The organism is Ignavibacteria bacterium, assembly GCA_025612375.1.
Classification (GTDB): domain Bacteria; phylum Bacteroidota; class Ignavibacteria; order Ignavibacteriales; family SURF-24; genus JAAXKN01.
In genome coordinates this window covers 82,734-95,555 of record JAAXKN010000005.1, presented here as the reverse complement: position 1 = coordinate 95,555, position 12,822 = coordinate 82,734, and the positions used below count along the sequence as shown (strand labels likewise).

Here is a 12,822-nt window from a genome sequence, read left to right as displayed (position 1 = left end):
GTAAAATAAACTTAAGTAAAACCTTAAAAATATGGATTATGATTTTTTAGTCATCGGGGCAGGTGTTGTAGGCCTTGCGCAGGCGGAAATCCTCTCAAGGAACAACAACCGCGTGCTTGTAATTGAAAAGGAAGGGCGCATCGGCACCGGTGTCTCCAGCCGGAACAGCGAGGTGATACATGCAGGCATTTACTATCCCCCGGGATCGCTGAAGTCACGCCTCTGCATCAGAGGTAAGGAGCTCCTTTACGACTGGTGCCAGAGAAAGAGTGTGCCGTATTCCAATATTGGCAAATTTATTATTGCCGTTAATGAAGAAGAAATGGAGAAGCTTGAATCCGTAAAGCGCAACGCGGCCGAGGCAGGGATGTGGGACCTCCACACGGTTACAAAAGAGGAGATTAAAAAAGAAGAGCCTTACGTATTCTCCTCCGGAGGTCTTTATTCTCCTACAACCGGCATTATCTCAGCACACGGGCTTATGGACAGCCTTAAATGTGCTGCGGAAGAAAAAGGTACGGATTTCCTATTTAACGCAAAACTGACCGCATTTTCAAAGAATTCTTCTTCTGGATACATTGCAGAGATCAAGGACTCAACGGGCGAACTGACAAAAATAGAAATAGGCGGCGTAATTAACGCGGCAGGGCTCTATTCTGACCAGGTGGCTGAGCTTCTAGGCGTCAAAGACCCCTCGTATAAGCTGAAAATGGTAAAAGGGAATTACTTCCGCTTAGGAGGAAGTAAAGAAGTTTTCCATCATCTTATATACCCGGTTCCGATGCCAAAGCTCCACGGTTTGGGCGTTCACGTAACGCTCGACTTAAATGGCGGCGTCAGGTTCGGTCCCGACGTGGAAAAAGAGCCTGTGAAAGAGGAAAAGTACTTTGTGGACGAAAGCCGCAAGGGTGACTTCTTTAATGCAATAAAAACATACTTCCCATTACTTCAGTACGATGACCTCTATCCCGATATGTCGGGCATCCGTCCGCGCCTGGCAATGGACAGGGACTTTAATGATTTCATAATCAGTGAGGAATTGTCCCATGGGCTGCCTCATGTAGTAAATTTAGTGGGAATTGAATCTCCCGGCCTAACGGCCTCAATGGCAATTGCAGAATATGTATATGGGCGGTTTATCAGTTAAACTTTCTTAAGAAAGTTTCGATTAATTAATCTATTTTATATTTTGCTTTTTGAATTTATTAACAAAATCGAGCTTTTATGGCAGAAATTCAGTCCGGATTTGAAACAGAGATCAACACCTCAGAAAATACCCCTGGGCTTTTGCCTCTTTCACGTAATAATACTGCTGCAGGAAAGAGCCGCCCTAAAATCTTATCCGGAGCTGAAGCTGACCATGAGTCAGCCGAACTTAAAAAAGAGCTTGAAAAATACCGCAGAATAACCTCAAATATTGATGAATTCCTCTGGTCTGTGAATATTGAAAACGGGCTTGAAGAGGTGTTCTACACAGAATCCATACAGAAAATGACAGGCTATGCGCCCGAAGAAGTGATGAATATGCCCGGGCGGGGCCTTTCGCTTGTACATGCAGGGGATGCCTTCGAAGTCAGGAAAAGCCTTACCGCCTTTGAACAGGACACTTCGCTTAAAACGCTGAACCTGCAATACAGGATTGTTACCAAAAATCAGGAAATTCTCTGGATCAGGGAAAACATTGCCGTTGAGCGCGATATGAAGGGCCGGATTACACACTGGGACGGTATAGTCTTTAATGTAACAGAACTCAAGAAAACTGAAGAGGATTTAAGAGAATCTCAGGAAAAGCTCCTTCAGCTTAACGAAGCAAAAGACAGATTTATCTCAATTATTTCCCACGACCTGAGGGCGCCTTTTACAAGCATACTCGGTTTTGCCGAAATCCTTCTTTTTGAGGCCAGCCTTCCTGAGGCAGAAAAGCACGAATACCTGAACTATATTTATGAGGCATCGCAAAGCCAGCTTCAGCTTGTAAATTATCTCCTCGACTGGTCGCGCCTGCAGACAGGCAGCGTTAAAATTGTGCCTCAGCGCCTGAAGGCAATTACGCTTGTTTATAACTGTGTTTCTTCGCTGACCGGAAATGCCATAAGGAAGAATATAGATATAAAAATAAATGTACCTGAGGATATAAGCATACGTGCCGATGAGAAGCTGATTACGCAGGCTGTGGCAAATCTTTTAAGTAACGCTATCAAGTTTACAGAAGAAAATAAAAAGATTGAAATTACGGTAAACCACTTTAAGAAAGGGTTTATTGAGTTCACGGTTAAAGATGAAGGTGTGGGGATTTCCGAGGCCAACAAGAGCAAGATTTTCCGTTTCGACCAGAAGTTCTCTTCAGAAGGAACAAAGGGGGAAAAAGGCAGCGGGCTGGGCCTGACACTGGTAAGGGAAATTGTGGAAAAGCATGGCGGCGACATATGGTTTTATTCGGAGACAGGCAAGGGAAGCGAGTTTCATTTCATAATACCCGAGGCCCCGAATGTGGTGCTCCTGGTGGAGGATGACCCTCATGTGCGCTCCTTATGGGTAAAATTAGTTAAAAAGGCACTCCCTGATTTTGAGATCATACAGACCTCAAACGGCTATGAGGCAATAAGCATTATTCAGGAGAAGGTTCCTTCTCTTGTTGTAACAGATCACAGCATGCCTTTAATGAACGGAATTCAGCTCATTGAATCTATGCGCAAAAGGGATGAAAGCAACAAGATCCCGGTAATTGTAATTGCAGGAACGCTCACGCCGGAATTAAAGGAAAAGTATTACAGGCTCGGTGCAGAATCTGTATTGGCCAAGCCGGTTGACGTGAAAGAATTTATGAATGCCCTGGCGGTTCTAATAAACTAATTATTTATTTTTATATAAAATCATTCGTGTAAAATCACATTTTCCTTGTAAATTTCGGGTATTTGGGCTTATATTACCGGATAAGCTATTATAAACAGATATCATTCTAATGGAGTATAATTACAAGCCGGAAAATAACATCGGCCAGGCAAAACACTGGTTTGCATTATATACCAAACCCCGTCATGAGTTTACAGCCGCAGAGCATTTAAGCGACGTCAGTATCGAATATTACCTTCCGACTGTAGTAAAAATCAAGCAGTGGAGCGACAGGAAAAAGAAGATCATAGAGCCGCTCATAAAAGGCTACATATTTATACATTCAACCGAGAAAGAAAGAATTGTTGCGCTTCAGCAAAGAGGCATTGTAAGCTGCGTGTTTTTCAACGGGCGCCCGGCAACAATTCCTAACTGGCAGATTGACAACCTGCGCCTGATGCTTGAGACTGAATCCGAGTTCCAGATTACAGACCAGATAGAAGCGGGCACAAAGGTAAAGATAATTTCAGGCCCGTTTGAAGGCGTTCTTGGTGTTGTTAATGAAACCACAAACGGCAAAGTCCTCTCAATTACAATTGACCTTCTCAAGCGCTCCGTAACAGCAATCCTCCCCGCCGAAAGTGTCATAAAAGTTGTAGACGAAGAGCCGGAGAAGAAAAACAAAGAGTTTGAAGAGTAAATTTCTCTTCCATGAATAGCCGCAAGCCTCAGGGGGCGTGGCCATAAACCGTGATCTATTCAATTGAGCCCTCCTTGGAGGGCTTTCTCAGCCTGAATTGCCATGAGCTTTAGCTCGTGGAAACCTTCCGGAAATGAAACCCGTATATGGACAGATGAATTGCCAGTGAAAACAGCCTTGGGCGCCTGAAGAGCGACCAGAAGAAAAGCTTCCAGAAGTAAAACCTCTCTTTGCCCAGTACACCCATGAGTATTATCGATTTCCAAAATGCATTAAAGTAGGCAGACCTGAAATGAAAAATGTGCTTCTGCCGGGGCTTGAATTCCTTCAGGAAACTGAGAACCCTGGCATAATAATGCTTAGGAGAATAGATAGTATCAAGCACTTTTTTGTATCCCGCCATGAGAGTTTCAATGTTCATTCTGGGAATGAAATTTATTGAAAATGCATTGTCCCCCGAAAAGGCCCCAAGAAGCCGTCCTTCTTTCAAAAGGCGGTTATAAAGCTTTGTACCCTTGGGCGCGTTAAGCAGGCCTACCATTGCCGTTACAACTCCGCTTTCCTGAATAAAAGCCGTAAGGCGGTCAAATATTGCGGGGGGATCGTGGTCGAATCCCACGATAAACCCGCCCTGGACCTCGAGGCCCGAGTTCTGAATTTTCTTTATGTTAGAAATGAGGTCGCGGTTTCTGTTCTGACTTTTTTTTGCCTCAAGAAGGCTTTCCTCATTCGGGGTTTCAATCCCGATAAAGACCGCTTCAAAGTCGGCTGCGGCCATCAGCTTTAAGAGCTCGTCATCATCGGCAAGGTTTATTGACGCCTCTGTTGTAAACCAGAACGGATGGCCGTGGCTTTCAAGCCAGTCCTGGATGGCAGGAAGTATTTCTCTTTTCAGCTTCTGTTTGTTCCCTATAAAGTTGTCATCCACAAAAAACACCGGCCCCCTCCAGCCCATTTCGTACAAATTATCAAGCTCTGCAATAACCTGTTCTTTTGTCTTGGTCCTGGGGCGCCTGCCGTAAAGGACCGTAATGTCGCAGAACTCGCAGTCAAAGGGGCATCCCCTGGAGTACTGGATATTCATGGATGAATACTTGTTCATCCTGGCAAGCCTCCACATCGGAAGAGGAGTTGCTGTTATGTCTGCCCACTCCTGAGTGGTGTAAAACTTTTTCAGCTGCCCTTTTTCCAGGTCGCTTAAGAACATGGGGACGGTAATTTCCGCCTCATTTAAGACAAAGTGATCGACCTGGGGAAACGACTCGCAGCTGCTGGTAAAAAGAGGGCCTCCTGCAACAACGGGTTTATTGAAGCTATGGCACCTTTCAATTACCGATTTTGCCGATGCGGTCTGAATAGACATGGCGCTTAAGAAAACGTAGTCGGCCCAAAGTATGTCAGCGTCTTCAAGCGTTTCAATGTTCATGTCTGTAAGTTTCAGATCCCATTCCTTCGGGAGCATTGAGGCCACGGTCAGCAGGCCCAAAGGGGGAAAGGGGGCTTTTTTCCTGATAAACTTAAGTGCGTACTTAAAACTCCAGAAGGTTTCCGGATACTGCGGATAAACAAGAAGGACTTTCATGGGATCTTGAACTCCATATTATTTTACAACTTACATTTCTTCCGGTGAAATGAAAGCACAAAATTAGCACAGTGGCCCCGCGGAATCCCGAAAGGCGGAAAGAAATGTATTTTTAAAGGGCATTTTTTCGGAACTATTATCAAAAATTTATTATCTTATGCAGAAATAATAATTCGTATTAATTTCCAAAGAAAGTCTTCCAAACATTATGCTGAACCAGAAAGCCTTATCGAAACTAGTCAAAGGAGACAGCGTTCTTCACTTTTTGCTGCTGAAAAGATGCGAGCTTAAAACAAGTGCCAACGGGCAGAAACAGTTCCTTCTGCTTGAGGTGGGCGACCAGTCTGCTTCTTTTGCGGCTTTTATGTGGAGAAACTATGAAGAGCACCTTCGTTATCTGGCGCCTGGCTGCCTGGTGAAAATTGCAGGAACTGTTGAGGAATATAAAGGGCAGTTTAACATTAATGTAGCGAAGATCAGGGCCGCTCTTCCGCAGGACGGCGTTTCAACCGAGGATTTCCTTCCAAAGTCCAAAAGGGAAATCTCAACCATGGAAAGTGAGCTTCAGGCAAGGATAGAAAAGCTTAATACCCCCTGCCTGAGGGACCTCATGCGTATTGTACTTTCTGAAGATGCATATGAAAAGTTTATCAGGGTGCCGGCAGGAAAATCGTGGCACCATTCCTATCTTCACGGACTTTTGGAGCACACGCTTGAAATAGTGCGGATCTGTGACCTCATGTGCGACATTCATCCCGAGGCAAACCGCGACCTGCTTGTCTGCGGCGCTATTCTGCACGATTTCGGGAAAATTGAGGAGCTTACCTTTGAGCAGGGGTTCGACTATTCCGAAAAGGGAAAGCTTTTAGGGCACATTGTAATTGCGGCTATGGCGGTTTCAGAAAAATCCTGCCTCGTGGAGAATTTCCCCGAGAACTTGAAAAGCCAGCTCATCCACCTTATATTAAGTCATCAGGGGAAACTCGAATTTGCTTCGCCTGTTACTCCCAAGACTCTGGAATCCATTATCCTTTACCAGGCCGACGAGCTGAGTGCAAAGACAAACGCTTATAAATCTGCCATTATGGCAGACGCCAACGGGATAAACAGATGGACAAAATATCTGCCCCTTATAGCCTCTTCGCTCTATATACCCGAGAACTTTGAAAAAGAAGATGGCGAAAAAGAAGAGCTTGCAAAAGAAGATCCTGAAACCTCAGGACTTCAGGATCTGGAAAATATATCAAATGAAACAGTACTGGACTAAAAGAATGAGTAAGGAGACAATGTGAAAACTTTCAGGAGGGATTTTCTTGAGGTGTTAAAAGAAGCCGAAAATGTGGTCTTCTTTACCGGTGCCGGCATCTCTGCTGAAAGCGGTATCTCAACATTCCGCGGCACAGATGGCATATGGAATAAACTTAAACCCGAGGAACTGGCCAATTTCGACGCGTTCCTTAAAAATCCAGACCGCGTGTGGGACTGGTACCAGTACAGAAGGCATATAATAGATAACTCAAAGCCGAATCCGGCCCACCTGGCCATTGCAGAAATGCAGGATTACTTCAAAAGCCTTAGCGTTGTAACACAGAACGTGGATAACCTGCACAGGCGCGCAGGCAGCCGCACGGTTTATGAGCTTCACGGCAATATTGAAAGAAATTACTGCATTGAGTGCAAAACACCGTACAATTCGCCTGAATTTGCTTCGGGCGGTAAAGTGCCCAGGTGTGAAAAATGCGGGGGGCTCATAAGGCCCGACATCGTATGGTTCGGGGAGATGCTGCCGGAGGAGGATTTTTCGATGTCCGAAAAAGCCGCCGAAAAATGTGACGTTATGTTTGCCGTCGGGACTTCGGCTGTTGTTTACCCTGCGGCCAGAATTCCCCTGCTGGCCAGAAGGTTTGGGGCGTACCTGGTGGAGATAAACCTGGAGGAAACTGAGCTTTCACCCCTTGCAAACTACGTCCTCCTTGGCAAGGCAGGCGAAATACTGCCCGGAATACTTGAAGAGGTCAAAAAATTTAAGGGGGAAAAGCCCGAAAACGGCTGAAAATCAGGAAAAATAAATGTCAGCAAAAAAATAGTATAAAGTTGACATAAAATCAGTAAATGTATATATTTAATTTTCAAAATAAAAAAATTAAGGTAAGAGATGGCTCATCATAAGTCAGCGAAAAAAAGAATTAAGGTCAGCGAAAAAAGAAAAGTTGAGAATAAAGCTGCGGTTTCAAAAATTAAAACTTTAGTTAAGAAAGTTTTATCCACTGAAGATGTAACTGAAGTCGGCACAAGTTACACAGAAGCAGTTTCTCTTATTGATAAGAATGTCTGCAAAGGCAGATTGCACAAGAATACCGCTGCCAGAAGAAAATCTGCATTAACCAGGCACTTAAATACATTAAATTCTGCTGCTGCAACTGCTACAAAAGCAGAATAAGCTTTCTTTTTTATTCGTAGAAATTAAAAAAGCAATGTATGTGATGTTTACATTGCTTTTTTTATTTTCTGCCTATAGTTATTAAATTTACAGGTCTTCTATAGTATCTGCTCCTTCAGGCATCGGGAGATAGAACCTTACCTTCTGCAGGCTGCCGTCTTTCTTGTATAACCTTTCCACTTTCTTTCTTATAAGCACGCTGTGTTCGATAAAGATCTCGTCTTCAATTATTGAACCGAATATGTAGCTCGTTCCTTTAATAAGAACATTTTTCCCTATTACCAGCGGGTTTTCATCGCTGCCTGTCATGTTAACGCTTGATTCTATAACGGAGTTGTCGCCGATTATAATGTTTCCCTTAATAATGTCTCCCCAGAGGACTTCGACGTTATCTCCAACGATGAATGTCTGGTGCGGGAAGCACGACATGTGCACGTTTTCCCAGATGGTGACGTTTTTGCCGAAAGTTACGTTGCAGTTGACAAAAGCGTTTTTCTTCAGCGTAAGGTTATAGTTCAGCTTTACGCCTTTGCCTATATAAACCCCCTTGCCGATTTTAATATCAAGCGGAATACCCTTGCTGTCCATTTCCAGAATATCTTCAATAACGCTTTCATCGATAAAGAAATCTTCGGGGTCTGCTATCTCAATTACGTCCTTAAGTTTTTCATACGCGTTTTCACGCGCCACGGCTTCCATTTCCCTCAGGACCGACTTATTGTTAAAGCCCATAAGGACGTACTGCTGTTTCGGGCTTACGGCGTTAACAGAGTAGCCGCTCTTGTTGAAAAGGTCTATCAGGTCTGTAATATAAATTTCTTTCTGGACGTTATTGCTGCTCAGTTTTGAAACCAGGCCGATGAGTTTTTTATAGTCGAATGCATAAACGCCCGAATTGAACTCGTTATTTTTTATTAGCTCTTCTTTTGAATAGCAGTATTTCCTGTTGTTATAGAAAAGCTCGTAAGGTTTATTCTCGTCGAGGTGGAGTATGTCCTTGTGCTCAATAATTTCAATTACCTTTCCGCAGTCATCGCCAGAATGGTTGCCGTCGGCATCGGTTTCCTTAACGCGGACAATTCTGCCGTAGCTGTTTAGTTTAGGGTCGCCTGAATAGATGCCGGTTAGGACCATCATGTCGCTTTCCGAGTGGCGGAATTCGTCCCTGAACATTGCAATTGTCTCAGCGTCAATAAGTCCCATGTCGCCCGGCAGAACGTAGACGGTGCCTTCGTATTTTTCAGGAACAATTTTCTCTAAGGCCACCTGCAAAGCGTGTCCTGTACCGTTCTGCTGTTCCTGGAAAGCAAAGAGTGTACTTTCCCTTTTACCTATCACCTGCATTACGTCTTTGGCTTTAATGCCAACGACTAGAAGAATATTCAGTCCGTTTAATGCCTTGCGGCAGGCGTTGTAAACTCTTTCAACAGTCGGAACGCCCCAGATCTCATGAAGCATTTTTGAGGTATGCGATTTAATTCTTTTACCGTGGCCTGCTGCCAGGATAATGGCAACTTCCTTATAATTGTAATTGAACCTGGATGAGAGTTCCTCAACCATTCCCTGAACGCTTCCTGGTACTTCTTTCAATTCCATTAATTCCTCACTTTATTAACTAAAATATATTTTCGCTTACCTGTAAATTGTCGTTTGAAGGGCAGTTTAGCGGTAATTTGTCCGGTTCATTGTGACTTATTTTTCAAGTGACACAATTATAAAAATAAATGCTGGATAAATCAAAGACAAATTTTGTGGGGTAAACCGGCTCCATGGCCGCCAGAATGACCATAAGAATAGAAAAAAGTTGCATAAAATAAGAGTTTTATTATTTTATAGATAAAATGTACTAACGCTTTAGCGGCTACCTATTTATAGGGGTGAAATGGAGACTGAGAAATTAAAAGTGCTTCTTATCGAGGATAACCTCGGTGACGCCAGGCTGATCAGTGAAATGATAAGCGACGTGGCCGGAAGTAAAATTCAGATTGATCATGCCTTCAGGCTTTCAACGGGCCTCGAGAGGCTCTCAAAGTGCCAGTTTGACGCGATACTGCTGGACCTGGGACTGCCGGACAGCACGGGGCTGGACACGCTCAGGAAAGTGCACGCCAGGGCAGGCAGTGTGCCTATAATAATTATGACATACAACGAGGGGGAGGAAATTGGCCTTAAGGCCATGCAGACAGGCGCGCAGGATTACCTTATAAAGCTTCAGATAGACGGCGTACTTCTGGTGCGCTCGCTCAGGTATGCAATTGAGCGCATGAAAAGTGAAGAAAAGCTGATGGAAAGTGAAGACCGCTTCAGGGTTACATTCGAACAGGCGGCAGTTGGAATTGCGCACGTGGACTTAAACGGCAAATGGATCAGGGTGAACCAGAAGTTCTGCAGCATGATGGGTTATACGGTCTATGAGCTTCTCCTTCTTTCGATGGATGACGTGACATATCCGGCAGATATTCAGACGGTCCTTGAACTCAAGGAGAAACTTCTTTCAGGAGAAATTAAGTCCTGCACGCTGGAGAAAAGATTTCTGAGGAAAGATGGTTCGGTCCTGTGGGCGTCTTTGACGGCATCGCTATACTGCGGCCAGAACGGGGAAGCGAAATATTACATTATTGTTGCTGAAGATGTAACAGAGCGCAAGCATTCCGAAAGGAAGCATAGCGAAACAATACAGCTTCTTAAGGGCATCACCAGTCACATGAATATGCTTGTTGTCTCAATGGACAGGCAGTTTAACATTATAGAAGTAAACTCTGCTTTTACCGCAGCCTTTGGAGGCAAGGCAGAAGATTATGCCGGCCGGAATTTCTTCAGCATATTCCCAGTGGAAGAAGACAGGCTTCTTTTTGAGAATGCGCTTGAAAAGGGTGAAGGCTATTCCTATTACGGCAAAAGCATGCCTATGGATCCGCACCCTGAGAAGGCAGATCACCTCTGGGATTTCAATCTTATCCCGATTACAAACGAGGCAAGTATTTCAACCGGGGTGGTACTAACCCTCATGGATGTGACTGACAGGATGAAAGAATTAAAAATTAAAAATTAAAAAAAATCTGACATACAGAATCAAATTAACGATTCTATCTTACATATCTTCCGGGAAACTGCAAAGAAAACTTGACCAGGCCCATGTAATCAGATTAGCAAGCCCCGAAGGCAGTGCTCTGTTTGTAGCCCGGAGGTGAGAAAGCCCCCGGCCATGGCAGCACCCGTGGAAAATATTCAAATCCCCCAATTCCCCCAAAAAAAATATTTTCACAAAATTTTCCGAAAACGACTCTCGTCACCATATATATATTATGTAAGTTTACCTGTTACATTAAACTCTCTTAAAACGGCATGAAAAAAATACTTGGATCAATTACACTATTAATTCTACTGATTTTTAATCTTTCCTGCAGTAAAGATCCTGTCACAAGCGAACAGGTTGACAACTCCACTCCGGGAAGGAGGGATTACACATGGACCGTCGATACACTCAAAGGCGAGTGGCACGCTTACATCTCAGGACTCTGGGGTTCAGGTCCAGATGACCTCTGGGCTGTTGGAAGCGCCGGGGCAACTATTGATGCCATATGGCACTTCGATGGAACAAAGTGGGAGCAGAAATGGCCTGGGGTTTCGAGCAATTTAATGAGTGTATGCGGATTTGCTCAGAATAACGTCTGGGCAGCCGGTGCTCCGGGGGAGCAGATCTATAAGTTTGACGGGAGCTCATGGAAAGCTGCGGCAACTCTGAATATTCCAGGCTATGTACCGGGATTTAACCAAATCTGGGGCGATGCTCCATACAGTATCTTTGCTGTAGGAGTGGCTGAATCAACGGAGGGCAAGTCCTATAAAGGAATAATCGCTACGTATTACGGAAATGTGTGGAGCGTATTAGATATCCCTGATCTAAGGGTCGGCTTTACCGGAATAAAAAGAGGAATAAAGGAAAGCTCCAATTACTTCTTATCGGCTACACGTTATGAGAAAACAGGGTATACTAACAAGATCTATTTGTATGACAGCAAGTCATTAAAAGAATTATACAGCGGGGCGGATTTAGCAACGGTCAATGAAGTTGACGGTCAGGCATTTATAATAATAGGGAAAAAGATTTATAAGTATCAGGATAATAAACTGGTTCTCTGGAAGGATTTCACCGGGACACAATTTGCTGGACTGATGTATGGAAGAAGTACAAAGGACTTTTTCTCAGTAGGATACAACGGTCTTATGCACTACAACGGTACGGACATAGAAACAATCTACCCTACGGATATGGGTATCTGGGCAATGGCAATATTCCCGAACGATATATTCTTTGCCGGGAATAGAGGCGGCATTTCAATAATGGTTCATGGAAAACTGAAACAGAGGTAAATTGAATGATTAAACTGGAAATTGGAAACTTACACCATTCAATCAAAATGGCAGTATCCTGGCTTCCCGCCTTTCTTTTGCTGATAGCTTTATCAGGATGTGCGAGCACGACTGATATTGGGAAATATCAGAATAAGGATGAATACTATAATACCATAAATGAACAGTCTCAAGGCCGATATGCCCTGATTACATTGCTGGATGGGCAGTCCTTCAGGGTTCATAACCTGAACATAGGAATTGATGCCACTTCCTGGTCAGATGACAAAGCAGATGACATAAAATTCATTCAGACCAGTAAGCTTTACTCCATACAGGTTACGGACAGGACAGGAGGTTTAACACATGGCCTCGGTTACGGAGTACTGGCCGGAGCCCTGGCGGGTGCTTCTTATGCTCTTTTAATAGGTAAAACCTCAGAGGTGCAGGAGCCGCCTGTTTTACTTGGGGCAATTGGAGGTGCTTTGCTCGGTGCAGTTTCCGGCTCAATCATAGGAGTTACTGTTGGAGAACCCTCTTATTTCATTATCAATCAAAGGGAATCTAAATAAAAATAATAAAGAATTAATATGTGCTTTCCCTGTAAGCCGCTATTCTTAGGGCAGTGTGCGCAAAATCCCACTCTTTCCGCTGAAGAAAGAATATTGCCCGGAGACAGTTACTTTTTGCTGATTCCGGGCTTTTTGTATTCTGAAACCCACCAGGACTTACCCAATTGCGCCTTACCTTTTAATTTTGCATTGGGACCAATTAAAATTTTTCGAACCTTTTTTTATTTATTTTCACAAAAAATTTCCGAAAACGACCCGCGTCACCATAAATATAACAAAATAATCTCCCGGATTATGTTGCCGGGGGAGCTTTTTAGGCTATTCATATGTGCCGCAATACCCG

General features: G+C 44.0%; 11 protein-coding genes. 9 read left to right on the top strand and 2 right to left on the bottom strand.

Annotated elements, in window-relative coordinates; all coding sequences use genetic code 11:
- Positions 1-31: 31 nt before the first annotated feature.
- The 3 genes from HF312_05450 to HF312_05440 all read left to right on the top strand — a co-directional run bounded on the left by HF312_05450 (position 32) and on the right by HF312_05440 (position 3,532).
- Positions 32-1,147, top strand: a complete 1,116-nt coding sequence (locus HF312_05450; GenBank protein ID MCU7519642.1) for an NAD(P)/FAD-dependent oxidoreductase — start codon at positions 32-34, stop codon at positions 1,145-1,147.
- Between the two features lie 77 nt (positions 1,148-1,224).
- Entirely contained in the window at positions 1,225-2,853 is a 1,629-nt protein-coding gene (locus tag HF312_05445) for a response regulator (GenBank protein ID MCU7519641.1), read from the top strand.
- A 109-nt stretch (positions 2,854-2,962) separates the two neighbouring features.
- Positions 2,963-3,532 carry a UpxY family transcription antiterminator gene (locus HF312_05440; protein ID MCU7519640.1) on the top strand — a complete coding sequence of 190 codons (570 nt, stop codon included), beginning with the start codon at positions 2,963-2,965 and terminating at the stop codon, positions 3,530-3,532.
- A gap of 109 nt (positions 3,533-3,641) precedes the next feature.
- Here the strand turns inward: HF312_05440 and HF312_05435 are convergent, their stop codons facing one another.
- A complete protein-coding gene (locus HF312_05435; GenBank protein MCU7519639.1) occupies positions 3,642-5,114 on the bottom strand; it encodes a B12-binding domain-containing radical SAM protein in 1,473 nt (490 codons plus the stop codon).
- Between the two features lie 208 nt (positions 5,115-5,322).
- On the opposite strand from HF312_05435, the gene HF312_05430 reads away from it, so the two are divergent.
- From HF312_05430 to rpsT, 3 genes are all read left to right on the top strand, one after another.
- The gene (locus tag HF312_05430; protein MCU7519638.1) at positions 5,323-6,381 is read left to right on the top strand and encodes an HD domain-containing protein; all 1,059 of its coding nucleotides are present in this window, start codon (positions 5,323-5,325) and stop codon (positions 6,379-6,381) included.
- 21 nt (positions 6,382-6,402) lie between these two features.
- Positions 6,403-7,167 (top strand): NAD-dependent deacylase, encoded by a 765-nt coding sequence (locus tag HF312_05425; GenBank protein MCU7519637.1) that lies wholly within the window; start codon positions 6,403-6,405, stop codon positions 7,165-7,167.
- Between the two features lie 102 nt (positions 7,168-7,269).
- Positions 7,270-7,554, top strand: coding sequence for a 30S ribosomal protein S20 (rpsT, locus tag HF312_05420; protein ID MCU7519636.1), 285 nt, complete (start codon positions 7,270-7,272; stop codon positions 7,552-7,554).
- Between the two features lie 87 nt (positions 7,555-7,641).
- On the opposite strand, the gene HF312_05415 is transcribed toward rpsT, so the two are convergent.
- Positions 7,642-9,150, bottom strand: a complete 1,509-nt coding sequence (locus HF312_05415; GenBank protein MCU7519635.1) for an NTP transferase domain-containing protein — start codon at positions 9,148-9,150, stop codon at positions 7,642-7,644.
- Positions 9,151-9,436: 286 nt separating this feature from the next.
- Here HF312_05415 and HF312_05410 point away from each other — a divergent pair, with 286 nt between their 5' ends.
- From HF312_05410 to HF312_05400, 3 genes are all read left to right on the top strand, one after another.
- Positions 9,437-10,606 carry a PAS domain S-box protein gene (locus HF312_05410; protein ID MCU7519634.1) on the top strand — a complete coding sequence of 390 codons (1,170 nt, stop codon included), beginning with the start codon at positions 9,437-9,439 and terminating at the stop codon, positions 10,604-10,606.
- Between the two features lie 293 nt (positions 10,607-10,899).
- Positions 10,900-11,928, top strand: coding sequence for a hypothetical protein (locus HF312_05405; protein MCU7519633.1), 1,029 nt, complete (start codon positions 10,900-10,902; stop codon positions 11,926-11,928).
- 5 nt (positions 11,929-11,933) lie between these two features.
- Positions 11,934-12,479, top strand: coding sequence for a hypothetical protein (locus HF312_05400; GenBank protein MCU7519632.1), 546 nt, complete (start codon positions 11,934-11,936; stop codon positions 12,477-12,479).
- Positions 12,480-12,822: the final 343 nt, after the last annotated feature.

What these genes read in the sequence shown, in the direction of transcription:
- HF312_05450 (MCU7519642.1), top strand. Translation starts at nt 32, where the DNA reads ATGGATTATGATTTTTTAGTCATCGGGGCAGGTGTTGTAGGCCTTGCG.
- rpsT (MCU7519636.1), top strand. Translation starts at nt 7,270, where the DNA reads ATGGCTCATCATAAGTCAGCGAAAAAAAGAATTAAGGTCAGCGAAAAA.
- HF312_05430 (MCU7519638.1), top strand. Translation starts at nt 5,323, where the DNA reads ATGCTGAACCAGAAAGCCTTATCGAAACTAGTCAAAGGAGACAGCGTT.
- HF312_05410 (MCU7519634.1), top strand. Translation starts at nt 9,437, where the DNA reads ATGGAGACTGAGAAATTAAAAGTGCTTCTTATCGAGGATAACCTCGGT.
- HF312_05445 (MCU7519641.1), top strand. Translation starts at nt 1,225, where the DNA reads ATGGCAGAAATTCAGTCCGGATTTGAAACAGAGATCAACACCTCAGAA.
- HF312_05440 (MCU7519640.1), top strand. Translation starts at nt 2,963, where the DNA reads ATGGAGTATAATTACAAGCCGGAAAATAACATCGGCCAGGCAAAACAC.
- HF312_05435 (MCU7519639.1), bottom strand. Translation starts at nt 5,114, where the DNA reads ATGAAAGTCCTTCTTGTTTATCCGCAGTATCCGGAAACCTTCTGGAGT.
- HF312_05415 (MCU7519635.1), bottom strand. Translation starts at nt 9,150, where the DNA reads ATGGAATTGAAAGAAGTACCAGGAAGCGTTCAGGGAATGGTTGAGGAA.
- HF312_05400 (MCU7519632.1), top strand. Translation starts at nt 11,934, where the DNA reads ATGATTAAACTGGAAATTGGAAACTTACACCATTCAATCAAAATGGCA.
- HF312_05405 (MCU7519633.1), top strand. Translation starts at nt 10,900, where the DNA reads ATGAAAAAAATACTTGGATCAATTACACTATTAATTCTACTGATTTTT.